Raw genomic sequence first — 26,940 nt, forward strand, 5'->3', positions numbered from 1 at the left:
TTCGTCGTCCTCATGCTCAACTATGGAACGCAGTCCGACGTTCTTGGACCTCTGACAGCCGCGCAGCGGTCGATTTGGGTCGCGCAGCAACTGCGGCCCGAGGTTCCCTACAACTTTGCGGGATTCGTCACGATCGACCATGACGTGGACGCCGAAAAGCTCATGGTGGCCTGCGAATCGATGGCCGCACGGTTCGGCACACCGTGCGCACGGCTGTCCATAGAGGACGGCGAGCCGGTCTTCGTCGTCGACCGTTCGTTCCCGGAGACGATGCCCTGCATTGATTTGCGTGCCGAGCGTGACGCGGTCGCTGCGGCTCGCCGTTGGATGGACGAGGAGTACCGCCGGCCCATCGACTTGCTCAGTGAGCGGCTCACGCACTTCGCGCTCCTGCGGATTGCCGACGACCTGTCGTACTTCTACATGCGCACACATCACGTTCTGTTGGACGGCTATGCCACCAACAATCTGCTGCGGCACATCGCGGACGTCTACTCGGGGTCGGTCGCGGCCGAGACCGATGTCGATTTTTCGGAGTTCTCCGTGATTCGCGCGGCCGACCAGAAGTATCAGCAGTCCTCGCGCAGCGACGCAGATTTCGAATATTGGAAGAACGTCTTATCCCGTCCGGTCGAAACGGCCGACCTCGCGGGTATGGAACGTGTGGTCACGCCGCGCCACCCGCTGGTGCGCGACTTGGTGTGCGATGAGCTGCTGTCGGAGAACGGTCTTGGCCAGTTCGAGGTGGCTCGAGTGGTCGCGACGCTGGCCACCTTCTTTGCTAAAACCACCGGACGTCAAGATGTTTCACTGTCGCTTCCGGTGTCGGGGCGTACAACAGCGGCGTTGAAGAGATGCGGCGGCATGGTGTCGAACCTGGTGCCGTTGTTTGTCACCGTCGAAGACGGGGACACCATCGGAGCGCTGGACGATCAGGTCGCCAAAGCCGTGGTGGGCGCGCTGCGTCATCAACAGTTCCGGCGCTGGTCCGAACTCGTCGTCGATGCGGGGCGTCGCGACACCAACATCGAATTCGGCCAGGTCATCAACGTCTTCGACTTCGCGGATGTGTTCTTCTTCGGACCCTCGGAGGCGGTGGTCAACGTGCTGACCACCTTCCCTGTCCAGGACATCGCGATCAATATCTATCCGCGTCCGGGCGGCGGCACGTCGCGCATCCAGTTCGCGTGGAATCCCGACAGGTACACCACCGCCGAGATCGACAGGCACATAGTCCGTTTGGAATCGCTCCTGGGACGTCTCCTGGGGGCTGACCCCTCGGTGGTCGTGGGTGAGGTCCCGCTGCTGGATCGGCGGGAACGTGATCTGCTGCTGTCGCAGTGGTCCGGTGCCGGCCCTCAGGCGCCTGTCGGTGTGGCACCGCAACTGCTGGCCGCAGCCGTAGCCTCCACGCCCGGAGCGGTAGCGGTGGTCGACGGGGCCCGAGAGCTCACCTATCGCGAGTTGGACGAATGGTCGACGCGATGGGCTCGGGTGCTGATCGAGACCGGGGTGGGCCCGGAACGTGCTGTGGGTGTGGCGATGGACCGCCGTGCCGAGCTCGTGGTGGCGTGGTGGGCCGTGGCCAAAGCCGGCGGAGTGTATGTGCCGGTGGACGGCGCGCATCCGGTCGAGCGGATCGCCACGGTCTTGGACTCGGTGGCGGCAGTGTGTGTGTTGACCTGCGACTCCGACGAGGTTTCGGGGGCCGGTGCGCGCCCGGTGCTGCGCATCGATGGCCGTGACGTGTCCGCGCAGTCGGCCGAACCGATCACCGACGCCGATCGATCAGTGGCGCTGCGAGCGCAGAACACCGCGTACGTGATCTTCACATCGGGCTCCACCGGCACCCCCAAGGGCGTGGCGGTGGGACACGCCGGGCTGCCGGGAGTGGTTGCGGCGCAGCGTGATCTGCTCGAACTGAGTGGCGATGCGCGAGTGCTCATGGTGGCCTCGCCGACATTCGACGCCTCGGTCTTCGAGATGGTGTGGGCGGTCGGTGCGGGGGCCACGCTGGTGGTGGCACCGCGAGATGTGTACGCCGCCGACGCGTTGACGGAGTTTTTGCAGGCCCAGCGGGTCAGTGCCGCGGTGTTGACCCCGACGGTGTTGTCCTCACTGGACCGGGCACGGCTGGACAGGGTGGACACATTGGTCACCGCGGGTGAGGACTGCCCGCGCGAACTGGTGGATGACTGGGCGCTGGGCCGGCGGTTGGTCAACGCGTACGGCCCCAGCGAGAGCACCATCTGGGCCACCTCCGCGCCGATGGCGGCGGAGCAGCCGGTCGGCATCGGTGCCCCGATTCCGGGCGTGCGCACCCTGGTGCTCGATGCCGGGCTGAACCCCGCACCGATCGGGGTGGTGGGCGAGCTGTATCTGGCCGGACCCGCCCTGGCATCCGGTTATGTGGGCCGGGCGGCGTTGACGGCGGAACGGTTCGTGGCCAACCCATACGGGCCGTCCGGGGTGCGGATGTATCGCACCGGAGATCTGGTGCGCTGGAACGCCGATGGTGCGTTGCAGTACATGGGCCGCGCCGATGAGCAGGTCAAGATTCGCGGCAACCGCATCGAGCTCGGCGAAGTGCAGGCTGTGCTGGCCGGTGCACGTGGAGTGGAGCAGGCCGTGGTGATGGTCCGCGAGGACCGTCCGGGCGACAGGCGCCTGGTGGGTTACGTCACCGGTGCCGTCGACGTGGCCGGGACCCGCGTGGCACTCGGTGATCGGTTGCCCGCCTACATGATTCCGTCTGCGATCATCGTTTTGGACGCGCTTCCACTGACCGCCAACGGCAAGCTGAACCTCCGCGCGCTCCCGGTACCCGAGATCGCGGCCGGTGCATACCGTGCGCCTTCGGACGATGTTGAGCAGACGCTGGCCGCCGTTTACGCCCAGGTCCTCGGGCTCCCGCGGGTCGGCGTGGATGATTCGTTCTTCGACCTCGGCGGCGACAGCATCATGTCCATGCAGGTGGTCTCGCGGGCACGCGCCGCCGGAGTGCTGTGCCGACCTCGCGATGTTTTCGTTGAGCAGACTGTGGCGCGGTTGGCTCGAGTGGCCACCACCGTCATCGGCGATGCAGACGTGGCCGATGACGGACTGGGTGAGGTGCTCGCGACGCCGGTCATGCGATGGCTACTGGATGCACCGGGCGAGCCCGACCAGTTCAACCAGACGATGGTGCTGACGGTTCCGGCGGCGGTGACCGAAGCCGATGTGGTGGTGGTTCTTCAGGCCCTGCTGAACCGCCATCCCATGCTGCGGCTACGTGCCGAAAACAACGGTCCGCAGGGGTGGTCACTGACGGTCCCCGACGCGGACGCGGTCGATGCGCGCAACTTCCTGCAATCGGTGAATGAGTTGTCCGACGAGGCCCTGGTGCAGGCGCGGGCCCGGTTGAGCCCGGCCAACGGAACGATGCTGAGCGCACTGTGGGCCAGCTCCACTGCACAGTTGGCGCTGGTCGTTCACCACCTCGCGGTCGATGGCGTTTCCTGGCGAATCCTTCTGGAAGACATCAATATCGGCTGGGCCCAGCATCGCGCCGGACAGCCGGTGGCCCTGCCGCCGGGCGGCACGTCCTTCGCTCGGTGGGCGGCGTTACTCGACGAGTATGCGCGCACCGCCGAGGTGGCCGAACATGTCGAAGCGTGGAAGCGGGTGCAGGCGACCCCCGCACTGTTGCCGGCGGTGCGGCCAGAGTTGGATACGTATGCCACCGCCCACACGATGTCTGCGTCACTGGATGCCGAAACCACCCGCGTCTTGTTGGGTGAGGCACCCGCGGCGTTCCACGCCGGGGTGGGCGATATCTTGCTGATCGCATTGGGCATGGCAGTCGCACAGCTCTCGGGCAACACCGGTGCGCCGGTCGGTATTGACGTGGAAGGCCATGGGCGCCAAGAGGACTTGGTTGCCAGCGGGAAATCGCCGGTGGACCTATCACGCACGGTGGGGTGGTTCACCAGTAAGTACCCGGTGGCCTTGAGCCTCGGCCGGCCGGACTGGGCGCAGGTGAGTGCCGGCGGCCGCGCCTTGGGGGCGGTGATCAAGGATGCCAAAGAACAGCTCCGCGCGCTGCCCGAGGGCATAACGTATGGCCTGCTGCGCTATGCGAATCCCGAGGCGGATCTCGCTGGGGCAGAACCGGTTATCGGCTTCAACTATCTCGGACGATTGGGCGGTGTCGGTGAGCAGGGCGACGACTTGTGGCTGCCGAGCCCCGATGCCGTGTCCGCCGCCGCGGTGGCCGCTGCGGTGCCGCTGGCGCTGGCCCACACCGTGACCCTGAATGCCGGCGTCCTGGAATCAAGCACGGGCACGGGCCCCTGTCTGCAGGCCAATTGGACCTGGGCGTCCTCGATGGACGATGGACAGATCAACCTGCTGAGCCAGCTCTGGATCGAGGCACTGACGGGTATGTGTGCGCATGTGCGTGGCGGCGGCGGGGGATTGACTCCGTCGGACATCGTGCCCGCACATCTCACCCAGCAGCAGATCGACGAACTGGAGCAGTTGCACCGGGTTGCCGACGTGCTGCCGCTGACCCCGTTGCAGCAGGGGCTGCTCTTCCATGCCACCGCCCACGCCAGCGGTGACGACGTGTACGCGGTGCAGCTGGACCTCACTCTTGCGGGCCTGCTCGATGCACCCAGACTGCGCGACGCGGTGCGCACGGTCGTGGCCCGGCACCCCAACCTGGCCGCCCGCTTCCATCCGCAGTTCGATCCGCCGGTGCAGAGCATCCCAGTCGACCCGGTAACCCCTTGGCAGCACGTCGAATTCGCGGGTACCGATATCGAGGACCAGATCGCGCGGCTGTGCGCCGCCGAACGCGCAGCGGTATGCGACCTGACCCATCCGCCGCTGTTCCGGGTGGTGCTGATCGGAGTCGGTCACGACCAACACCGCCTTGTGCTCACCAGTCACCACAGCGTCCTGGACGGCTGGTCGTTGCCCATCCTGTTGCAGGAGATCTTCGCGGGCTACGGTGGGCACAGCCTGCCGCCGGCCGTGCCGTACCGCAGGTTTGTGACGTGGCTGGCCGATCAGGATCTTGATGCCGCGCTGTCTGCGTGGCAGGACGTGCTGGCCGGATTCGAGACACCCGCGCTGGTGGGTCCATCGCACAAGCTGGGATCGGGGCGCCGCGAGACGCAATCGCTGCGACTGTCCGGGCAGGCCACGCGGGCGCTGACCGATCTTGCCCGCGCACACCACACGACCGTCAACACCGTCCTACAGGCGGGCTGGGCGCAGCTGTTGGTGTGGTTGACCGGTCAGCACGATGTGGCCTTCGGTGCTGCGGTCTCGGGCCGTCCTGCCGAGGTGCCGGGCTCGGAATCGATGGTGGGCCTGTTGATCAACACGGTGCCGGTGCGTGCGCGTATCGCCGCGACAACCACCACCGCCGAATTGTTGGAGCAGCTGCATGGCGTCTCGAACCGGACGCTGGATCACCAGCACGTGGCGCTTCCCGAGATTCACCGTGTCACCGGGCAGGACCAGCTTTTCGACACCCTGTTCGTGTACGAGAACTACCCGATCGACCCGGCCGCATTCGGGACGGTCATGGGTACAGGCGAATTGGCCATTACGGGCTTCTCCAGTCGGGAAGCCACCCACTATCCACTGGCGCTGCAGGTGACACCGGGCCATGAACTGGTGCTGAGCATCGAACACGACACCGATGTCTTTGATGTAGAGAGCGTCGTGGTGTTGGCCGGCCGGTTGGAGCTCGTGCTGGCCGCGATGGTGGCCGACCCGTTGCGGCGGTTGTCCTCGGTGGATGTCTTGGGTGTCGATGAGCGTGTGCTTCTGGACGCGATGGGTAACCGTGCGGTGCTGGATGAGCGGGCGACGGGGGTGACGATTCCGGAACTGTTCTCGGCTCAGGTGGCAAGGACCGCTGATGCGGTGGCGCTGAGTTGCCGGGACCGTTCGTGGACCTACGCTGCGGTTGAACGTGATTCGAACCGTTTGGCGCACTATCTGATTGGCTTGGGTGCGGGACCGGGTCGTTGTGTGGCGGTGATGTTCGGGCGATCCGCCGAGGGGATCATCGCGATCTTGGCGGTGCTCAAGACGGGTGCGGCATACGTGCCGATTGACCCCGCGGTGCCCGATGCCCGGATTGATTTCGTGGTCGGTGACGCAAAGCCGGTCGCGGTGGTCACCACCGCGACGTTGGCCGGCCGGTTCGGGACACACGATGTCGTGGTTGTCGACATCGACGACCCGGCGATCGGAGCGCAGACCGACGCATCGCTGCCGCTACCCGCTGTTGATGATGTAGCGCACATCATCTACACCTCGGGTACTACCGGTATTCCTAAGGGAGTTGCGACAACTCACCACAACGTGACGCAGTTGTTGGAGTCGTTGCATGTCGGTCTGCCCTCGGGGCCTGGGCAGGTGTGGTCGCAGTGGTATTCGTTTGCCTTTGATGCCTCGGTGGAAGAGATCTGGGGCGCGCTGTTCCACGGTTCGCGGTTGCTCGTGATCCCGGAGTCGATCGGTCCGGATGAGTTCCAGGCCTTGCTGATTGATGAACATGTCACGGTGTTGCACCAGACTCCGTCGGCCGTGTCGGCACTGTCCGTGGAGGCGCTGCAGTCGGTGGCGCTGGTGGTGGCGGCCGAGGCATGCTCGGCGGAGCTGGTGGACCGGTGGGCGCCCGGGCGAGTGATGACGAACGCCTATGGGCCCACTGAAACTACGATGTGCGTCACGGTCAGTAAGCCGTTGGCCGCGGGTTCGGGGACGCCGACGATCGGTGGGCCGGTACCGGGTGCCGCGCTGTTCGTGCTCGATGCCTGGCTGCGGCCGGTGCCGGTCGGAGTGGTCGGTGAGCTGTATGTGGCCGGGCTCGGGCTGGGGCTCGGATATGTGAGCCGATCCTCATTGACCGCGTCACGGTTCGTGGCCTGCCCATTTGGTTCCCCGGGCGAGCGTATGTATCGCACAGGGGATTTGGTGCGCTGGCGTGCTGACGGGAACTTGCAGTACTTGGGCCGCGCCGATGAGCAGGTCAAGATTCGCGGGTATCGCATCGAGCTCGGCGAGATCCAGGCCGCCCTTGCCGACGTGGTCGGGGTCGAGCAGGCGGTGGTGATCGTGCGTGAGGACCGACCGGGCGATAAGCGCTTGGTCGGCTACATCACGCAGTCGCCCGAAGCGGAGCTGGCCGGGGGAGTCGATACAGCCGGTGTGCGTGTGACGCTGGGCGAGCGGCTACCGCCGTATATGGTGCCGGCCGCGGTCGTGGTGGTGGGTGCCCTGCCGTTGACGGTCAACGGAAAGCTCGACACGCGTGCCTTGCCGGTGCCGCAGTACCAGGAAACTCAGTATCGTGCCCCGTCGAACGCGGTCGAAGAGATCCTGGCCGATATCTATGCGCACGTACTCGGTCTGGAACGTGTGGGCGTCGATGACTCGTTCTTCGATCTGGGCGGCGATTCGCTGTCTGCCATGCGCTTGATCGCGGCCGTCAACAAGTCGATGAACACGCATCTGACCGTGCGCGCGCTCTTCGACACCCCCACGATCGCCCAGTTGGCTCCGGGGCTGCGGACGGATTCGGGCGGGCGCGCACCGTTGGTGCCCGTCGCACGGCCCGACGTGATCCCGCTGTCGTTCTCGCAGCGACGGTTGTGGTTCCTGGACCAATTGCACGGTGCCTCACCGGTGTACAACATGGCGGTCGCGCTGCGGCTGAGTGGGCAGCTCGACCTGGATGCACTGGGTGGGGCATTGTCCGATGTGGTGAGTCGCCACGAGTCGTTGCGCACGGTGTTCCGCGACGAGGAAGGTGTGCCGTATCAGCTGGTGCTGGCACCCGATAGTGCGGAGTTCGGCTGGGAGGTGGTCGATGCCACCGCATGGTCGCCCGCACAACTGGACGAGGCGATAGGCGTCGCGGCGCGCCACACCTTTGACCTGGCGGCCGAGATCCCCATGCACGCAAAGCTCTTCACGGTGTCCGGTGACGAGCACGTCCTCGTGGCCACGGTGCATCACATCGCCGCCGACGGCTGGTCGGTGGCTCCGCTCATGCGTGACCTGACGGTGGCCTATGCCAGCCGGTCCGGGGGGCATGCGCCCGATTGGGCACCGCTGCCGGTGCAGTATGCCGATTACACACTGTGGCAACGTGATCAGCTCGGCGACCTCGAAGACAGCGAGAGCGCCATCGCCACCCAGGTCGCCTATTGGCATGATGCGCTCGCCGGGATGCCCGAACATCTCGCGCTGCCGACCGACCGGCCCTATCCGGCGGTTGCCGACTATCGCGGTGCCAGTGTGGATCTGGAATGGCCGGAGCAGCTGCAACGCGCGGTGCGTGCGCTGGCACGTGAACACGGGGCGACCAGCTTCATGGTGATCCAGGCGGCGCTGACCGTGCTGCTCTCGAAGATCACCGCCACGTCCGATGTGGCGGTGGGGTTCGCGGTCGCCGGCCGTGACGATCCTGCTCTCGACGAGCTGGTGGGCTTCTTCGTCAATACCTTGGTGCTGCGCGTCGATGCCGGTGGCGATCCCACCTTCGCGGATCTGCTGGCGCAGGTTCGGACCCGCAGCCTGGAAGCGCTCGAACACCAGGACGTGCCCTTCGAGGTGCTCGTGGAGAGGCTCAATCCCATCCGATCCCGGAGTAGCCATCCGCTGGTTCAGGTTGGACTGACCTGGCAGAACCTTCCCGGACAGGATGCCGACGGACTAGGGCTGGGCGATCTGCGGATCACCCAGATACCCGTGCACACCAACACCGCCCGCATGGACCTGACGTTCTCCCTGGGTGAGCGCTTCACTCAGGCCGGTGAGCTCGCCGGGCTCGGGGGTGCGGTGGAGTTCCGCACCGATGTATTCGATCTCGCGAGTGTCGAGTCGTTGATTGCACGGCTGCAGCGGGTACTCGAGGCGGTTGCGGCCAATCCGTCGCAGCGGTTGTCGGCGGTAGATGTACTCGACGCCGCCGAGAGCGATCTGTTGGACCAGCTGGGGAACCGCGCAGTATTGTCCACGCCCGTAACAGCGACGTCGATACCGGAATTGTTTGCGGCGCAGGTTGTTTCCCATCCAGATGCGATAGCGATCAGATGTGGGGAGCGTTCGTGGACCTACGGCGAGCTCGATGCGGAGTCCAATCGTTTGGCGCACCTGCTGATTGAGTACGGAGCGGGGCCGGGACAGTGCGTGGCGTTGTTGTCGGAACGCCGCGGCGAGGCGATTTGCGCAATACTGGCTGTGCTCAAGAGTGGTGCGGCATATCTGCCGATCGCTCCGGCGGTTCCCGATGCACGCATCGAATTCATGATCACCGATGCCGGTCCGATCGCCGCGATTACCAGTGCGGCACTGCGTTCGAGGCTGGACGGGTACACGTTGCCGATCATCGATATCAGTGATCCCGGGGTGAGCACCCAGCCCAGCACCGCCTTGGTGGGGCCGGCCGCCGACGATATCGCCCACATCGTGTACACCTCGGGTACCACAGGTATTCCCAAGGGAGTGGCGACAACTCACCACAACGTGACGCAAGTGCTGGGGTATGAGCACCTCGGGGTGCCGTCGGGGCCAGAGCAGGTGTGGTCCCAGTGGTACTCATACGCCTTTGATGCCTCGGTGGAAGAGATCTGGGGTCCGCTGCTGCACGGCGGCAGCCTCGTGGTGGTACCCGAATCGTTGGTCCCGGAAGACTTCCAGGAATTCCTCGTCTCTGAGGGCGTCACCGTCTTGCACCAGACACCTTCCGCGGCGGCCGCGCTGTCGCCGGAAGCGCTGGAGGGCATGGCCCTGGTGGTAGCCGCCGAGGCCTGCTCGGCGGAGATGGTGGACCGCTGGGCGCCGGGACGATTGATGGTCAACGCCTACGGTCCCACCGAGTCCACACTCTGCGTGACCGTGAGTCCGCCGCTGGCCGCTGGTTCGGGAACGCCCGCGATTGGTGTTCCGGTGGCAGGGGCGGCGCTGTTCGTGCTGGACTCCTGGATGCGGCGGGTTCCGGTGGGCGTGGTCGGCGAGCTGTACATCGCGGGCCACGGGCTCGGGGCCGGTTATCTACACCGGTCGGGGCTGACGGCATCGCGGTTTGTGGCATGCCCTTTCGTTGCCCCGGGCCAAGAAGGACTCCGTATGTATCGCACAGGGGATTTGGTGCGGTGGGGTAGAGGAGACAGGGCCGGGCAGCTCGAATACATCGGGCGCGCCGATGATCAGGTCAAGATCCGCGGCTATCGCATCGAACTCGGCGAAATCCAAACGGCACTGGCTGATCTCGACGGCGTCGAGCAAGCGGTGGTGATCGTGCGTGAGGATCGTCCGGGCGATAAGCGCTTGGTCGGGTACGTCACCGGGGCCATCGAGCCGGCCAAGGCGCGCGCGGAGCTGGCCGAGCGGATACCGGCCTACATGGTTCCCGCGGCCGTGGTGGTCATCGACGTTTTGCCGTTGACGGTCAACGGGAAACTCGACACCCGTGCGCTTCCGGAGCCGCAGTATCAGGAAACCCAGTACCGCGCACCGTCGAACCCGGTCGAGGAGACACTGGCCGGTCTTTACGCGGACGTGCTCGGCCTGGAGCGCGTGGGGGTCGACGACTCGTTCTTCGATCTGGGCGGCGACTCCCTGTCGGCTATGCGCCTGATCGCCGCCATCAACAAATCGATGAACACGCACCTAACCGTGCGTGCTCTCTTCGACGCCCCCACGGTGAGCAGCCTGAGCGGCCAGCTGGACAAGCATGCCAGCGACCCGCGCTATGTGGCCGTACACGGTTCCGGCGTTGCAGAGGTACGCGCGGCTGACCTGACGCTGGACAAGTTCATCGAGGCGGAAACCCTCAGCGTTGCAAAGGCACTGCCGAAGCCCAGCGGGGAAGCACGCACCGTGCTGCTGACCGGAGCGACCGGCTTCCTCGGGCGATACCTGGTGCTGCAATGGCTCGAAAAGCTGGAACTGCTCGACGGCAAGCTGATCTGCTTGGTACGGGCCGCATCTGACGATGAGGCCCGGAGCAGGCTGGAACAGATCTTCGATAGTGGCGACCCGGAATTGTTGCGGCACTTCCAGGAACTGGCCGAGGACCACTTGGAGGTCGTCGCCGGTGACAAGGGTGAAGCAGATCTCGGTTTGACCGAGCAGACCTGGCAGCGGCTGGCCGATACCGTCGACGTGATCGTTGATTCGGCGGCCGTCGTCAGCGGCGCGCTGTCCTACGGCGAGCTGTTCGGACCAAATGTGGCGGGCACCGCGGAACTGATACGGCTGGCACTCACCACGAAGCTGAAGATGTTCACCTTCGTGTCGACGGCCAATGTGGGTGACCCGATCAAAAAGGTTGCCTTCACCGAGGACGCCGATATCCGCGAGATCTGTGCCACGCGTGCCATCAAGGACTCCTACGCCAACGGCTACGGCAGTAGCAAGTGGGCAGGGGAGGTGCTGCTACGAGAGGCCCATGATCTGTGTGGGCTGCCGATCGGCGTCTTCCGCTGCGACATGATCCTGGCCGACACCACCTATGCGGGTCAGCTGAACTCGTCGGATGTGTTCAGCAAGATGATTCTGAGCATTGTGACCACCGGCCTGGCACCCAAGTCGTTCTACCGCCTGGATGCCGACGGCAATCGGAGGCGTGCGCACTTCGATGGGCTGCCAGTGGAGTTCGTCGCCGAGGCGATCACCACCTTGGGTGTTCAAGTGGTGGACGGGTTCCAGACCTATCACGTGATGAATCCTCACGATGACGGCATCGGTCTCGACGAATACGTCGACTGGTTGGTCGACGCCGGGTACTCGATCGAGCGGATCGACGACTTCAAGGATTGGTTGCAACGGTTCGGGACAAGCCTGCAGGCGCTGCCGGACAAGCATCGGCGAAATTCGGTGCTGCAGATGTATCTGACGCTGGTGCAGGACCCCGACCGGGTCAGTCCGATCGTGCCGACAGTCGGAGCCTTCGCCCCGGCCGATCGCTTCCGCGCAGCGGTGCAGGAAGCCAAGATTGGCCCCGACAGAGACATCCCTCAGGTCTCGGCGGCGAACATCGTCAAGTACGTCACCGATATGGAGCTGCTCGGTCTGCTCTAGGCGTCGGCTGTCTGCTGTTCGGCCGCAGGACCGATGAACTCGAGACCGGCGTTGATCGCGGGGCGGTGCCGCAGGATTCGGAAGTGCGCCAGGCGACCGAGTCCCTTCGTCGCGATGAAACGTGCACCGGGCCATGTCTGCGCCAGACGCTCGCTTGACGCGTACGGCGTGTCCGGGTCGTCGGGGTCGTGGATCAGCAGCAGCGGAGGATGCCCGGCGGTCGCAGCGACGCGGACCAACTCGGTTTCGGGCAGCGTCATCTCGATGCGGCGCTCGAGCTGGCGCTGCAGTCCGGCGCGTATCCGCTTGCCGAAGCCATGGCGTGCAGCGAAGAGGTCCAGGTAGAGGGGGAAATCGCCCATCGGTGCCAGGTACACCAAGCGGCCCACCGATGCGCCATAGGAGGCCGCGAAGGTGGTCGCGTTGGCCCCCAGTGAATGGGCGACCACCGCGTGGGCGGGCCCGTGCTCCTTGATGACGGCCGCCACCGCGTGCGCGCACTCGATAAGCGTGGTGCGCCCCGGGGCGAGCGCACCGCCAGCGGACTCGCTATGGCTGGGCAGGTCGAAGGCGATGACGCGGTAACCGGCCTGCAGCAGAGGCTTGATGAAGATCCCGAGGTGCGTGCGCTGCCCGCCCCAGCCGTGGACCAGGTAGACCGTCGGCCCCTCGCCCCATGACTCACCCGCAATCCGGTGCCCGTCCCAATGGGCCTCCAGCGGCTCGCCGGGTGGCACACCGGGCGGCATGCGCAGACTCGACTCGATGACCGGCGGGGTGCACCACAGCTCGACCGCCCAGCGGGATCCGATGGCCGGTGCGAAGCGCTCCAACCACCAGAAAGCCCTGCGTATCCGGTCGGACACCGGGGGTTGCACGCCGGAGCCCTCCACATCGAGTACGGCCCCCACGTCCTTGGTGGGTGCGGAATCCGTCTTCTCGCGTTCGGTCACGTCGAAGGAGTCTATTGACCTCCGATATGGCGCGTGCGGCGCGGACTGGTCAGGTGCGCTGGAGGGAGGCGCGCCCAGCCGTCGTGAGGTCACCAAAGAGGCGTAGGCGTGCCAGGCCACCGTCCGGGTAGATGTCCAGGCGCACGTCGGTGACGGGCTGCGGACTCTCCAACAGGAAACGGTGCCGGGTGTCGGGCTGCAGCGGGGTGCGTGGCAGCAGCGGAACCCAGTCGCCCTGGGCGCTCAAGCCCTGCAGCGCCGCCGCGCCGGGGCTGTTGCCCACGAAGTACGACGTGTCGATCTCGGCCAGCTGGAGCACTCCTTCGCCGGCGAGCCGCACCTGCACCCAGTCGTTGGCACCATCCCGGCGGCGGGCGGTCTCCCATCCGTCGCCCATCACCCGCGCGACTCCGGGGAACAGCAGATTCTGGGGTGAGCTGTAGAACCGGTTAGAGCAGTCGGTCACCAGGCCGCCGTTCTCGATGGCGGCCAGGTCGAACTGGCCGGCGTCGAGGAATCGCGGGTCGGGCCGGCCATGGCCGTGCACGCGTAACCGCGCGACTCCGCCATCCGGGTGCATCGTCAACCGCACGTGTGTCCACCGCTGTGTCGAGTGAACGTCGAACACGTTGCGGGTGTCGCCGTACACCTTGGTGCGCCCGATGATGTTGTGCCAGACAGTATCTCGGGCGATGTTGTCCGCCGACGGATATCCGTCGATCTGCGCGGCATCGACCGAGATTTCCGGCGGGTAGTTGCCCTTGAACCACGCGGTATCGACGACGATGCCCGCGATCACACCGGGGACGCCCAGCCGGACGATGGCGGCGTCGTGGCCGGGCTCGCCCACTGGGTCACGCCTGCGCCGGGTCTCCCATCCGTCGTACACCTGCCCCTTGTGCCCGAAGGTCGCGGGCCGGTAGTCCGCGGGTCCGGGTTTGATCAGGTTCTCCTTCTCGGCGAACAGATCATCGTTGGCCCAGATCACCGCTCCGCCCAGGGATCTCAGTGCCAAGTCGGGCAGCATCGTGAAATCGGGCAGCCCCGCGGGTGTATTGCTGGTCATTGCTGGTCGGTATCTCCTGTTGTGGTGCGTTGCACGAGTTGGTCCAGTACCGCGCGGTCGCATCCAGGGGCGACGGCGACCACGTCGTCGGGCGAGTAGGCGCCGCAGTCCAGACCGCGCAGTACTCCCGCGGCCAGGGCCTGTGCCGTGGCCGGTTCGTCCACGATTGCGCCGCCCTGTCGCCGTAGGTAGGCATCGATGCGCGGTCCGGCGGTGGCCAGTGCGCGCTGGTGGAATTCATAGGTCGCCAGCCACCGGGTGATCAAGTGCCCGGGATGCATGTCCCAGCCTTGCCAGTAGCCGCGTTCGAGGGCACGAGTGACCAGCCGGTGGTGCCTGGTGATCGCGGCGGCCTGCTGTTCGGAGGAGCCATCCGGCATCACCTGCGTGGAGCCGTCGCACACCCACACACCGGTCTGGGCCGCCGCGGCCAACATCACCGCTTTGGCGTGGTCTGCGACAGGGTGTTCCAGCGACTGGTGCGCGGCGGCTATCCCGCAGGCAGCGCTGTAGTCGTAGGTCCCGTAATGCAATGCGACGAGGCGTCCTTGCGCCAGGTGGATCGCCTTGGCCAGGGTGGCGGTGCCGTCGGCGCCCAGTACCGCCTGGGGGCTCTCGATCTGGAGCTCGAAACGCAGTGACCCGCTGGGTAGTCCGTGCACCCGCTCGAGCTCGTCGAACAGCTGGAGTGCAGCCTCGACCTGGGTAAGCACGCGGAACTTCGGGATGGTCGTCACGAATCCCCGCGGCACCCCCGATGCCCCGTCGAGCACCAGTTCCAGGGTGCGCACACTGCGCCGCAGGTGCACCGAGGTGAGTCCTTTGATCCGAATGCCCAGTGCCGTAGGGGGATTGGCCGCCACAGACAGCGCACGCAAGGTGCGCCCCGCCTTGCGTGCGTCGGCGTCCTCGGTGCTATCTGCGCGCCAGCCGTAACCGTCCTCGAAATCGAGCCGCAGGTCCTGGATGGGGGCGGTGGCCAGCCGGTCCCTGACACGGGGCAGGACGCCCTGTGTATCGAGCGCCGTGAGCACCTGCTCGTGGCGCGTGGCGAGCTCAAGTGCGCAAGCACCCCACTGCTCGGGCATCTGGACATCGGCCAGCGCCGCACTGACGTAGGCGGTGTGGATCGGTTGCGGTTCGCCGCGGTCATCGGGATAGGCGCAGGCCAGGTCGGCGTCGGCGGCCGCCAACAGTTCCGCGATGGGAGCCAGCCAGCCGGGGCTATCGGCATCTGACGGGTGGGACGTGGATGCCTTTGACACGGGTCCCATGCTCGCAGACTCGTTTGTGCAGCGCTCAGCGGTGCACAGCGACGGGTTCTTCGTCCGGCTCGGCGGCGACCTGTTCACCAGCGAGAACCTTGCGCATGCGGTCCTTGTCGAGCTGGCCCTCCCAATTGGCCACCACCATCGTCGCGACGCAATTGCCCAGCAGGTTCACCGATACCCGCATCGAGTCCATGATCCGATCGGCGCCCAGCAGCAGGGCGACGGCCGCCACCGGAATCGCGCCGTGGCCTATGGCCGCCACCGTCGCCGAGAGCGCCAGGAACGACGAACCCGGCACGCCTGCCATGCCCTTGGAAGTGAGCATCAGCACCAGCACGGCGGTGATCTGTTCGCCGATGCTGAGGTCGACTCCCAGCGCCTGCGCGAGGAACAGCACGCAGATCGACAGGTACAGGGTGGCTCCGTCGAGATTGAAGGAGTACCCGGTGGGGATGACCAGTCCCGTGGTCGTCTTGGAGCACCCCGCGTGATTCAGCTTGGTCATGATGCGCGGCAATACCACTTCGGTGGAGGCCGTGCCGAGGGCCAGGAACAACTCGTCCTTGATGTAGACGACGAACCTCCACAGGTTCACCCCCGCGAAGAGCCGGGCGATCACCGCCAACACCCCGATGAACAGCAGCGCGGCCACGTAGCAGGCGGCAATGAGCTTGCCGTAACTGCCGAGCGAACCGATTCCGTACTGGCCCACGATGTAGGCCATCGCCCCGAGCGCTCCCAGCGGTGCCAGCCGCATGATCCACCCGATGATGGTGAAGAAGATGTGACTGAGGTGCTCGATGAACTCCAGCACCACCGGTGGCCCCGACTCGCCGAACTTGGCCAGCGCCAGGCCGAAAAGTACCGCGAAGAACAGCACCTGCAACAAGGCGTTCTCGGCGAAGGCCGAGACGATGGAAGAGGGGATGATGCCGAGCAGGAACTCGACGGTGTGTGGCAGCTCGCCATTGTTGGTCTTCTTCGCGATGGCATCTGCCCCCGTCGCCAGCGTTCCGGCGTCGATGTGGAAACCGGCCCCAGGCTTGGCGAGGTTCCCGATGAGTAGGCCGAACAACAGCGCGAATGTGGTGACGGCCTCGAAGTAGATGAGGGCCTTGACGCCGATCCGGCCGACGGACTTGAGATCTCCGACGTGGGCGATCCCGAGTACCACCGTGCAGAAGATGATCGGCGCGATGAGCATCTTGATCAGCTTGATGAAGCCATCCGCTAACGGGCGCAGGTCGGCACCGAGCCCGGGCCACTGCCAGCCGATGAGCACACCGGCGACGATGGCCACCACCAGCTGCACGAACAGTGACCGGTACCAGGGCGGCTTGTTCGCTAAACGCACCATCTCGCTGGCGGGTACCTCGATCGCGGCCGTCATGGCCGCGACCGTAACGAGGGCCTGTTTAACGAATGTGAACGCGGGATGCAGCGCGTATTACGCGGATGGCGGTCATGGGGTTCGATAGGACTATGAGCTTCGCCGCGCCCGATGCCACGGCGGATGTCGTTGCCGGCGCGGTACTCGCGGCGGGAGCCGGCACCCGCTACGGCATACCGAAGATCCTTGCTGAGGAAGGACGCTGGCTCGGGCTGGCGGTGGCGGCGCTGGACGGCGGGGGCTGCGGCGAGATCTACGTGACGCAGGGCGCCGCGCACGCCGAGATACCTTTTCCTGCACGGGGTATCGACGTTCCTCGGTGGCAGGGTGGTGCATCGGAATCGGTGCGGTCGGTGCTGGAACTGCTGCGGGCGCGGACGGATGTGGCGGGGGTCCTCATCCATCTGGTCGACCTGCCGTCCGTCGGCCCGGAGGTGGTACGCGCGGTGCTGCACGCAAGCGAGCACCGGCGTTCGGCACTGGCCCGCGCGACCTTCGCGGGTCGTCCCGGGCATCCGGTGTACATCGGTGCGGAGCATTTCGGCCCGGTGCTGGGTGCACTGGCAGGCGACCGCGGAGCCGGGCCGTACCTGACCGCCCGCGCCGATATGATCGAGGTGCCGTGCGATCACCTGGGTGACGGCGCCGACCAGGACTACCGGCCATAGATCACGTGCGCCGGAAGGTGCCGCATGCCCAGCAGGTAGATGCCGAAGCCGATTCCCGCGCCCACGAACCAGGTGAAGCTCGCCAGGTACGCGCTGCCCCAGATCACCGTCGCAATGGCCAGCACGGCACCGACCACTGTCGCGGTCACCGCGACCGGATTGATGCCACCTCGGTAGTAGTACGCCCCCGATGGGGACAGCGTGAACAGATCGTCCACGATGATCGTGCGGCCCCGCACGAGATAGAAGTCGGCGATGAGGACTCCGAAGAGCGGGCCGATGACAGCGCCGAGCGTGTCGAGTGTGTAGTGGATGGTGTCCGGGTTGTTGTAGAGATTCCACGGCGTGATGAGGATCGATCCGACCGCCGCGATCATCCCGCCGGCACGCCAGCTGATCCGCGTGGGGGACAGGTTGGAGAAATCGAAAGCGGGCGAGACGAAATTGGCCACGATGTTGATACCGATGGTGGCGATCGCGAAGGTGAGTACACCCAGAACTGCCGCGGTGGTGTTGTCGATTTTGTCCACGATCAGCACCGGGTCGGTGATGATCGCGCCGTCCTCGCCGCGGCCGATGACCGTTGCCCCCGCCGACACCGTGCACACCGCCAACACCGCGAAGAACAGGAAGTTCAACGGCAGTCCCAAGAAGTTGCCGCGCTTGACCTCCTCGAAGCTGCGCCCGTACCGCGAGAAATCGCCGAAGTTGAGCATGGGCCCCGAGAAGTACGACACCACCAGTGCGATCGCACTCAGCACTGTCGCCGCCGCGGCGAACCCGGTTTTCGGTGGACCCGACGCCAGGCCGAAATGCACGTTCTGCCAGCCGGCCGCGACGACGAGATAGAGCGCAAGTGCCAGCATCACCGCGTATACCGCGGGCCCACAGAAGTCGATGAACTTACGAATCGCCTCCATGCCGTTCCAGAAGACGGCGGCCTGCAAGACCCACATCAGCAGGAAGCCTGCCCAGCCGAGTAACGATAGACCGAGAAAGCCGTAGTCGTCGACATTGCCATAGCGGCCCAGGGAGGGCTGGAACTTCACCGCCAGCAGTGCGAATGCCGTTGAAGCTAAATATGTTTGGATGCCATACCAGGCGACGGCGATGAGGCCGCGGATCACCGCGGGAAGATTGGCGCCCCGCACTCCGAAGGCGATTCGGGCGGTCACCGGGTAGGGCACGCCTGCCTGCTGGGAAGGACGCGCCACCAGGTTGCACAGCCAGTACACCGCCGCGATGCCGACCACCAGCGCGAGCAGCACTTGCGATGCTGAGATTCCCAGCGCGAAAAGGCTTCCCGCGAAGACGTAGCCGCCGACACTGTGCACATCGGACATCCAGAACGCGAAGATGTTGTAGCTGTTCCAATTCTGTGTCCGCAGCGGCGCCAGATCGCCGTTGGTCAATGCCGGGTCATAGACGGGTTTGATCACGCTGTCCCCGGCGGCGCTGTGCCCGCCGGCCGGGGCGATGGCATCAGCCGTGAGTGCGCCGGTCACACAACCTCCTGCGAATTGTCGACCAGCCGGGAATGGCTGGTGACACCCGAAACTAAGTGGCCGGTGTTGCCATTGTGTTGCGCAGAAACAATATTTTCCCTGGTCAGAATTCCTCCACCGGAACGTGATTCGGTGCGGTAAACCGGGCGGCCTACTATCGTGCCCACGATGGCTCCTAACGAGGCTGGACAGGTGACGCCCCGCGACATGGTGGGTTACGGGCGCACGCCACCGCACCCGCGGTGGCCCGGTGAGGCCCGGATCGCGGTGCAGTTCGTGCTCAATTACGAAGAGGGCGCGGAGAACAACGTCCTGGACGGATCGGCCGCCTCGGAGACATTTCTCTCGGAGATGGTCCCGGCCGAACCGTTCACGAACCGGCACATGAGCATGGAATCGCTGTACGAATACGGGTCACGCGCCGGGCTCTGGCGGGTCCTGCGCGTGTTCGAGCGCCGCGGCCTGCCGCTGACGATCTTCGCCGTGGCGCGGGCGTTGCAATGCAACCTGGAGGCGGTGGCGGCGTTCGGCGAGCTCGGGCACGAAATCGCCTGCCATGGGCTGCGGTGGCAGTCCTACCAGCTGGTATCTCCGGATGTCGAGCGAGAGCACATGGCGCAGGCGGTCCAGATTCTGCGGGATCTCACCGGCGCCGCCCCGTTGGGTTGGTACACCGGCCGCGACTCGCCACAGACTCGGCAACTGGTGGTCGAGCACGGGGGATTCGCCTATGACTCTGACTCCTACGCCGACGATCTGCCGTACTGGGTGCGGGTACCTGCACATGGCGGTGCGGCCGCTCACTTGATCGTGCCCTACACCCTCGACACGAACGACATGCGGTTCGCCTCACCGGCCGGATTCCCCAGCGGCGAAGAATTTTTCACGCACCTGCGGGATGCTTTCGACTGCCTGTACGCCGAGGGGGAAGCGGGCAGCCCGAAAATGCTGTCGGTGGGCCTGCACTGTCGGCTCGTGGGCCGGCCGGCAAGGACAGTCGCCCTCGAGCGGTTCCTCGATCATGTGCAAGCCCATGACGGGGTGTGGATCGCCAAACGCATCGACATCGCCGACCATTGGCGTCGGGTTCACCCCGCAGATACTGAACCGAACGAGTCCATCAGTCCGGCATAGGGTTTGATCGGGGGTGTGGCGAACTCGCCGCGTCCGGACTTGCGTAGGCCCATGGCTACCAGCGACTGCACCAGATTCACCGCGGCCGCCACTCCATCGATCACCGGTAGTCCGATCTCGGAGGAGATGTCCCGGCACAGCCCGGCCATTCCCGCACACCCCAGCACGATCACGTCGCTGCCGTCATCGCGGGCCGCGCGTCGGCAGTGCTCGATGAGAATGTCCTTGGTTTTGGGGTTCGTTTCCAGGTCCAATACCGCGATATCGCAACCGTGCACGCCACGGCAGAAGCGCGACATCCCATAGCGTTCGGCCAGATCCCAGGCGCGGCCGGTGGTGCGTTCCAATGTGGTGACCACGCTGAACCCCCTGCCGAGGTGACTGGCCATATGCATGGCGGCCTCGGCGATACCGACTACCGGACCGGTGGCCAGTTCCCGGGCGGCGTCGAGGCCAGGATCGCCGAAGCATGCGAGCACATACCCTTCGGCACCTTCGGATTCGGCGCGATGGATTTCGGCCAGCACACCGGGCACACTCAACGCCTCGTCGTAGTGGCTCTCGATCGAGGCCGGCCCCATCTCCGGGTTGACCGCGGTGATGCTGGTTCCCGGCCAGGCCGCTGATTGCGCTGCCGCTTCGATGGCCTTCGTCATGGCCTCGGTGGTGTTGGGGTTGATGACGCGTATGCGCATGGCCGACAGGGTACGTCGGCCGCGGCGGGTGTGTGGCGCGGTGTGGTCGCGGGTGCCGCGCCATGAAACGTTCGCGTTAACTCTGTGTCGCCAGCGATGGCGGCCGGGCGCGACCACTGACAAGATCGGGTTTCGGCAGACGGCGATGGAGGGCGAATGTCACGTACGTTCCGCTACCGGAGGCTGATCAACGAGCTGCGTGCCAACCGGTCCGGGCATGACCAGACGAGTGTGCTCGACGGATTGCGGCGGGCCATCCTCGAGGGTGCCGCGCCGCCGGGTTCCATGATCCCCATCAGTGAGGTGGCCGACACCTATCAAATCAGCCCCATCCCGGTCCGGGAAGCGCTCAAGACTCTTGTCGCAGAAGGGCTTGTCAACCATCGGGCCAATGGGGGCTACCGGGTAGCTCAGCTCACGCTGCCGGAGCTTCGTGAGATCTACTTCACCCGAGGTGTTCTCGAGCGTGCCGCGCTCGCACAGGCTGCGGCGCTCGCAACGCCCGCGGATCTGGATCGCGCGCTGGCCGAGCATGAGCTGCTGCAACAGGCCACCATCGACGGCGACGCGCGTGCTTTTCATCTGCATTCCCGGCGTTTTCACCGCGCCTTGGTGGTTCCCTGCGGCATGCACCGCCTGCTGCACATGTTCGAGGCCACCTGGAATCTGACCGAGCCGTTCCAGGTGATGCGGACGGTTTCCGCATCGGATCAGCTGCAGCTACACGCCGATCATGAGGCGATGATCACAGCGGTGGCAAGGCGCGATACCGAGGGGCTGTTGGCCGTCGCGACCACCCATCATGACCGCTTGGAGTCGGTGATAGTCGCTGCCGCAGGACAATTGGATGTAATCGCCGAGACGTAGCGTGCTGACCCGCCGGGAAGATATAGACACCCGGCAACCTGGCCGCAACACGTTCGATCTAGCGTCGCTTCCGCGGTCGGCAGGTAGGCACGGACGCGCTGAGGCAGGGAGGTTCTGCGATGAGGAGAGTCCATCCCGTCGACGAGGTGCCCTCGCCGGGCAAGCTCGTTACTTTGGGGATCCAGCATGTGATTGCGTTCTACGCCGGCGCGGTACTGGTGCCGCTGCTCATCGCGCGCGCCATCAACCTGGACGCCGAGGCGCTGACCATGTTGATCACCGCAGACCTGTTCACCTGCGGTATTGCCTCGATCCTGCAAGCGGTCGGGTTCTGGAAGATCGGTGTGCGGCTGCCGCTGCTGCAAGGGGTCACCTTCGCGACCCTGGCGCCGGTGATCAAGATTGCCAACGACCACGGCGGCGGCAGGGTGGGACTGCTCACCGTTTACGGCGCCGTCATCGCGGCGGGCGCATTTACCTTTCTCATCGCGCCGTTCTTCGCCCGCCTGATCCGTTTCTTCCCGCCGATCGTGACCGGCTCGGTCATCACCATCATCGGGGTATCGCTGCTGCCGGTCGGTATCGGTGACGCCGTCCGCAACCCGCACAGCCCGGTGGCCGCGCACGATCCGGGAAACGGGCGCTGGCTCATGTACGCGGTGGGCACCATCGTGCTGATCGTGTTGATGCAGAGGTTTTTCCGAGGCTTCTGGAGCACCATCGCGGTGCTGCTGGGTCTGGTTGCCGGTACCGCTATCGCCTGGCTCGCCGGTGACACCGATTTCACGCGGGTGGGTGAGGCGGGCTGGGTCGGGTTCACCTCGCCGTTCGCGTTCGGCGCCCCGCGCTTCGATGTCATTGCGGTGGTGTCGCTGATCGTGGTGCTGCTGGTGACCGCAGTCGAATCCACCGGCGCGGTCTTCGCGACCGCCGAGATCGTCGGCAAGCGGGTGCGCGGGGCGGATATCGCCGCCACGGTCCGCGCCGACGGCATAGCCACCATGATCGGCGGCACCTTCAACTCCTTCCCGTATACGGCGTTCTCGGAGAACGTCGGACTGGTGCGCCTCACCGGGGTCAAGAGTCGTTGGGTGGTAGCGACCGCCGGGGTGATCATGATGGTGTTGGGTGTGCTGCCCAAGACCGCCAAGATCGTCGAGTCGATCCCGGCCCCGGTACTGGGCGGGGCCGCGATGACCTTGTTCGCGACGGTGGCCGTGGTCGGCATCCAGACACTCGGCAAGGTCGACTTCAACGATCACCGCAACCTGATCATCGCCAGCACCTCGCTGGCGATGGGGATGTACGTGCAGTTCTCGCAGTCCTCAGGCCCCTCAACTGTCCTGGACCACGGGCGCGGTATTGCGGTTCCCGCGCTGCCGGGAATCGACCAGGCGGTACCGGGGCTGCTGCAGATCCCGTTCAGTACCGGCATCACCATGGGCGCCATCACCGCGATCGTGTTGAACCTGCTGTTCTTCCACACCGGCAGCCGTGGCGTGGCGGTGGCGGGGGGAGGCGCCATTCGACTCGCGCAGGTCAATGAGATGACCCTCGACGAATTTCGGCACACGTTCGGCAGCCTGGTCCAGGACGTGCACTGGGTGGTGGACCGCGCCTACCAGCAGCGGCCCTTTGCCGACGCGCACGATCTGCGCAGCGCGTTCCAGGAGGCGATGCTCACCGGCAGCGACGAGCAGCAGCTCGAACTCATCAGATCGTTCCCCGATCTGGGCGCCGAGGACGAAGCTGGGGAGATGGCGGCCGTCGACCACACCATCTTGCAGACCCTCGATGAGGGTGAGCTGAACAATGTGGTGAGCCTGGCCAACGCCTATCGCGAACATTTCGGTTTCCCGCTGGTGATCTGCGCACGCGAGACCGAGCGTTACGAACGGGTGCTGCGCAACGGCTGGAGCCGTATGGAGAATTCGACGACCAGCGAGCGGTCGTTCGCCCTCATCGAGATCGCCAAGATCGCCAACTACCGGTTCGATGATCTGGTGGCGGACGCCAATCCCATCACGGCGGCCCGCTTCGGGCGTTACGAGGATTTCCATGCGACGCGTTGACTGGCGGGGAATCGAAAGCTTCAACGAGCTCACCGATAACCAGGCGATCCACTGGCTCTACGAGTGTTGCACCTCGCGGATATGGGCGGTGCGGGTGGCGGCCGGGCGACCCTTTCGCGATGAGGAGGCGCTGTACAACCGGGCGGACCTGATTCTGGCCGAGCTCACCGACTCGGACCTGGACGAGGCGCTCGACGGGCATCCGAGGATCGGGGAGCGGCCCGATAACGCGGCCTCGCGCCAGGAACAGTCCGGCGTGGCCGGTGCCGACGCCGCGGTGCTGGCACGGCTCAAGGAATGCAATGCGGAGTACGAGAAGCGATTTGGCTATGTGTATCTCGTGTTCGCCAATGGCAGGCCCGCCGGGGAGCTGCTGGCGATCCTGCAGGAGCGGCTCAAGAATGACCCCCGGAACGAACGCCGGGTGATGAGAATGGAATTGGGAAAGATCAACCGCAGCCGCTTGGTGCGGATGCTGGGCCCGGCAGGTAAGCATGCCGATGACTTCGAGACGGAGGGTGAATCGTGACGGGGTTGAGTACCCATGTCTTGGACGCGGTATCCGGGCGGCCGGCACAGGGCGTACGGGTGACGCTGCTGGACGCCGCTGGGTCTTCGGTGGCCAGCGGTACCACCGATTCCAACGGAAGGATCGCGGACCTCGCCGCGACGGTGCTGGCCGCCGGTACGTATCGGCTGGTGTTCGACACCGGAACCTGGTTCACCGACAACGGGATCGACGGTTTCTACCCGGAGGTGATCATCAGTTTCCAGGCGGACGGTAGTGGGCATCTGCATGTCCCGTTGCTGCTGAGCCCGTACGCCTACTCGACCTATCGCGGCAGCTGAGAAAGGAACGCATCAATGGCAATCGTCCTCGGAGGCAACCAGTACGGCAAGGCCGAGAACCGAGTCGTCCGGATCTACCGGGACTCTCCGCGTCATGAGATCAAGGACCTCAATGTCGGTAGCGCGCTGCGCGGGGACTTCGCCGCCGCCTACACCGACGGCGATCAGCGCAAGGTGCTGCCCACCGACAGTCAGAAGCAGACCATCTACGCCTACGCCAAGGAGAAGGGCATCGAGACCATCGAGCAATACGGTCTGGACCTGGCGTACCACTTCGTGGACGAGTACGAGCCGGTGACCGGTGCGCGCATCGAGATTGACGAATATGCCTGGGAAAGAGTCGTTGTCGATGGGCGTGAGCATGACCACAGCTGGGTTCGCAAGGGCCAGGAGGTGCGCACCGCGGAGATCAGCGTCGAGGGAGTGGGCGCGGCGCAGCGGACCTGGGTGATCGGTGGTCTCAAAGATCTGGTCGTGCTGAAGTCGACGGGCTCGGAGTTTCACGATTTCCTGGAAGACAAGTACACGGTTCTACAGCCCACCAACGACCGGGTAATGGCTACCTCTTTGGTGGCCAAATGGCGTTTCGTGGGTACCGAGGTCGACTGGGAACAGACCTATCTCGGGGTGAAGCAGATCATCCTGGAGCGCTTCGCCACCGTGCACTCGCTGGCCCTGCAGCAGACGTTGTACGAGATTGGCAAGGCGATCCTGGAGGCCTACCCGCTGATCGCCGAGGTCCGCCTCTCCGCGCCCAACAAGCATCACTTTGTGTACGACCTCTCGCCGTTCGGGCTGGAGAACCCCAACGAGGTCTTTCATGCCGATGACCGCCCGTACGGGTTGATCCAGGCGATCGTGACCCGTGATGATGCACCGGATGCCGGGCCGGCCTGGGACCCGCACCTGTCCTGGCTGACCTAGCAGTCGAGGTAGCCGGTGATATCGCGCCCGCGCACGTGCACCGAACTGATGGCCGGTTCCCGCAGCCCCATCAGCAGACGGAACAGTGTCTGCTCGGTGGCCAGCTGCTCGTCGTCGGATCGGATGCCGTGGGAGAGATTGTCTGCCAACGGTTCCCATCGGTGTGGATCGATAATCAGGAAGTCTGCGTCCTTGCCCTGGTCCAGGTTGCCAAACGTGTCCTCGCGGTCCAGTGCGCGGGCCCCGGCAAGTGTGGCGGTGAACAGCAGCTCGGCGGGGTGCAGGGACACCGCGGCCGAAGCCGGTTCGGACATATGGACTTTGAAACAGTCGTTCAGGACGCGGGTCAACAGCCATTCGTCGCCACCACCCACATCGGTGCCGAGGGCGACGTTGACTCCACTGTCGACGGTCCGGCGCCACGGCATGGTCCCGGAGCCCAGGAACAGTTGGGAGGTGGGGCAATGTGCGATGGAGGTTCCGGTGTCGGCCATGCGGGCCAGTTCCGCGTCCTGGCAGTGCACGGCATGCGCCAGAATGCTCCGGCGGCCCAGCAGGGTCGAGCCGCCCTTGCGCGAGCCGGGCAGAAAATGACCGTCATAGGTATCCAGGTAGGTCCCGACCCCGTATGCGGACAGGGTGGCATCCACCTCGCCGGTGCCCGGCCGCGCGTTCTCGTTGAGATGAGAATGGAAGTAGACGCCCTTACCCCGCACTTCGTCATAGAGCTCGCCGAGCGCCGCGAGGGCGCCGGGCGTGACGGACAGCGAGAAGCGGGGTACCAGTGCCACATCCGTGAGGGAATCGCCATGCCAGCTGTCGATTTCGTCGGCACACAGCCGGATTGCCTGCTCGGTCGTGGTGAGCAGCGCCGTGGCGCTGCCCGGCCCGGTGGTCTGCACACCGCGTCCGCTGACCATCCTCAGGCCCGCCGCGCGGGTCGCCGTGAACAAGGCGTCCTGGGCCTGAGGGAAGGCCGAGCCCATCACCATCGCGGCCGTGGTTCCGGCGGCGATCCTGCGCCGGCAGAAGGCGTTGGCAGCGCGCTGTGCCAGCACCGGGTCGGCCAAGCGGGCCTCTGCCGGAAAGATGCAGTGCTCCAACCACTCCAACAGTTGGCCGCCGCCATAGGAATCGGTGCAGTAGGTCTGCGGGAAGTGCATATGGGTGTCCACGAAACCGGGCAGCAGGAAACCGGGGCGATGATCGTGCACGGGCCACGCGGAGTAGGCCTGGGGCAGTTGCGGGTAGGTGCCGCAGTAGGCGATCGCGCCGTCGATGCCGACCGCCAGCGCCCCATCGGGTATCGACTGCAGATGCGCGGCCGCATCCACCACGCCGGGGGAGCCGGTGATGTGGAAGATGTGCCCGCGGTATACGGCGGCCGCAATCGGGTGCATCGCACCATAGTGCACACTGCGTGTCATATCCGCAGCCCGAGGTGCAGCATTAG

Annotated in this window: 15 protein-coding genes; 8 read left to right on the top strand and 7 right to left on the bottom strand. The window is 65.5% G+C overall.

Annotation, left to right across the window (positions count from 1 at the left end; all coding sequences use genetic code 11):
• Positions 1-12 precede the first annotated feature (12 nt).
• The gene (locus B4383_RS02195) at positions 13-12,093 is read left to right on the top strand and encodes a non-ribosomal peptide synthetase (RefSeq protein ID WP_078287781.1); all 12,081 of its coding nucleotides are present in this window, start codon (positions 13-15) and stop codon (positions 12,091-12,093) included.
• On the opposite strand, the gene B4383_RS02200 is transcribed toward B4383_RS02195, so the two are convergent.
• The 4 genes from B4383_RS02200 to dctA form a co-directional block, all read right to left on the bottom strand.
• The gene (locus B4383_RS02200; protein WP_078287782.1) at positions 12,090-13,046 is read right to left on the bottom strand and encodes an alpha/beta fold hydrolase; all 957 of its coding nucleotides are present in this window, start codon (positions 13,044-13,046) and stop codon (positions 12,090-12,092) included. The genes B4383_RS02195 and B4383_RS02200 overlap by 4 nt on opposite strands.
• A 49-nt stretch (positions 13,047-13,095) precedes the next feature.
• On the bottom strand, positions 13,096-14,112 hold the full coding sequence (gene alc / locus B4383_RS02205) for an allantoicase (protein ID WP_078287783.1): 1,017 nt from the start codon (positions 14,110-14,112) through the stop codon (positions 13,096-13,098).
• Positions 14,109-15,308 carry an aldolase/citrate lyase family protein gene (locus B4383_RS02210; RefSeq protein ID WP_286150512.1) on the bottom strand — a complete coding sequence of 400 codons (1,200 nt, stop codon included), beginning with the start codon at positions 15,306-15,308 and terminating at the stop codon, positions 14,109-14,111. Before B4383_RS02210 ends, alc begins: the two co-directional genes overlap by 4 nt.
• Before the next feature lie 103 nt (positions 15,309-15,411).
• Complete coding sequence (gene dctA, locus B4383_RS02215; protein ID WP_078287785.1) at positions 15,412-16,773, bottom strand: C4-dicarboxylate transporter DctA; 1,362 nt, start codon at positions 16,771-16,773, stop codon at positions 15,412-15,414.
• 74 nt (positions 16,774-16,847) lie between these two features.
• Here dctA and B4383_RS02220 point away from each other — a divergent pair, with 74 nt between their 5' ends.
• Positions 16,848-17,441 carry an NTP transferase domain-containing protein gene (locus tag B4383_RS02220; RefSeq protein ID WP_078287867.1) on the top strand — a complete coding sequence of 198 codons (594 nt, stop codon included), beginning with the start codon at positions 16,848-16,850 and terminating at the stop codon, positions 17,439-17,441.
• Here B4383_RS02220 and B4383_RS02225 read toward each other — a convergent pair.
• Entirely contained in the window at positions 17,429-18,946 is a 1,518-nt protein-coding gene (locus B4383_RS02225) for an NCS1 family nucleobase:cation symporter-1 (RefSeq protein WP_078287786.1), read from the bottom strand. The genes B4383_RS02220 and B4383_RS02225 overlap by 13 nt on opposite strands.
• Positions 18,947-19,153: 207 nt before the next feature.
• Here B4383_RS02225 and puuE point away from each other — a divergent pair, with 207 nt between their 5' ends.
• Entirely contained in the window at positions 19,154-20,080 is a 927-nt protein-coding gene (puuE, locus tag B4383_RS02230; protein WP_078287866.1) for an allantoinase PuuE, read from the top strand.
• On the opposite strand, the gene B4383_RS02235 is transcribed toward puuE, so the two are convergent.
• Positions 20,035-20,775, bottom strand: coding sequence for an aspartate/glutamate racemase family protein (locus B4383_RS02235; protein ID WP_078287787.1), 741 nt, complete (start codon positions 20,773-20,775; stop codon positions 20,035-20,037). The two genes, puuE and B4383_RS02235, sit on opposite strands and share 46 nt — an antisense overlap.
• Positions 20,776-20,931: 156 nt before the next feature.
• Between B4383_RS02235 and B4383_RS02245 the strand changes: the two genes are divergently transcribed.
• The 5 genes from B4383_RS02245 (at position 20,932) to pucL (ending at position 25,487) form a co-directional block, all read left to right on the top strand.
• Complete coding sequence (locus tag B4383_RS02245) at positions 20,932-21,642, top strand: GntR family transcriptional regulator (RefSeq protein ID WP_078287789.1); 711 nt, start codon at positions 20,932-20,934, stop codon at positions 21,640-21,642.
• A 119-nt stretch (positions 21,643-21,761) separates the two neighbouring features.
• The gene (locus B4383_RS02250; protein WP_078287790.1) at positions 21,762-23,714 is read left to right on the top strand and encodes a solute carrier family 23 protein; all 1,953 of its coding nucleotides are present in this window, start codon (positions 21,762-21,764) and stop codon (positions 23,712-23,714) included.
• The gene (uraD, locus tag B4383_RS02255) at positions 23,701-24,243 is read left to right on the top strand and encodes a 2-oxo-4-hydroxy-4-carboxy-5-ureidoimidazoline decarboxylase (RefSeq protein ID WP_078287791.1); all 543 of its coding nucleotides are present in this window, start codon (positions 23,701-23,703) and stop codon (positions 24,241-24,243) included. Before B4383_RS02250 ends, uraD begins: the two co-directional genes overlap by 14 nt.
• A complete protein-coding gene (uraH, locus tag B4383_RS02260) occupies positions 24,240-24,563 on the top strand; it encodes a hydroxyisourate hydrolase (protein WP_078287792.1) in 324 nt (107 codons plus the stop codon). The genes uraD and uraH overlap by 4 nt, the downstream gene beginning before the upstream one ends.
• A 15-nt stretch (positions 24,564-24,578) precedes the next feature.
• Entirely contained in the window at positions 24,579-25,487 is a 909-nt protein-coding gene (gene pucL, locus B4383_RS02265) for a factor-independent urate hydroxylase (RefSeq protein WP_078287793.1), read from the top strand.
• Here pucL and B4383_RS02270 read toward each other — a convergent pair.
• A complete protein-coding gene (locus B4383_RS02270; protein ID WP_078287868.1) occupies positions 25,484-26,887 on the bottom strand; it encodes an amidohydrolase family protein in 1,404 nt (467 codons plus the stop codon). The two genes, pucL and B4383_RS02270, sit on opposite strands and share 4 nt — an antisense overlap.
• Positions 26,888-26,940 lie beyond the last annotated feature (53 nt).

Origin of the sequence: Mycobacterium sp. D16R24 (assembly GCF_002013385.1) — a bacterium.
Taxonomy (GTDB): domain Bacteria; phylum Actinomycetota; class Actinomycetes; order Mycobacteriales; family Mycobacteriaceae; genus Mycobacterium.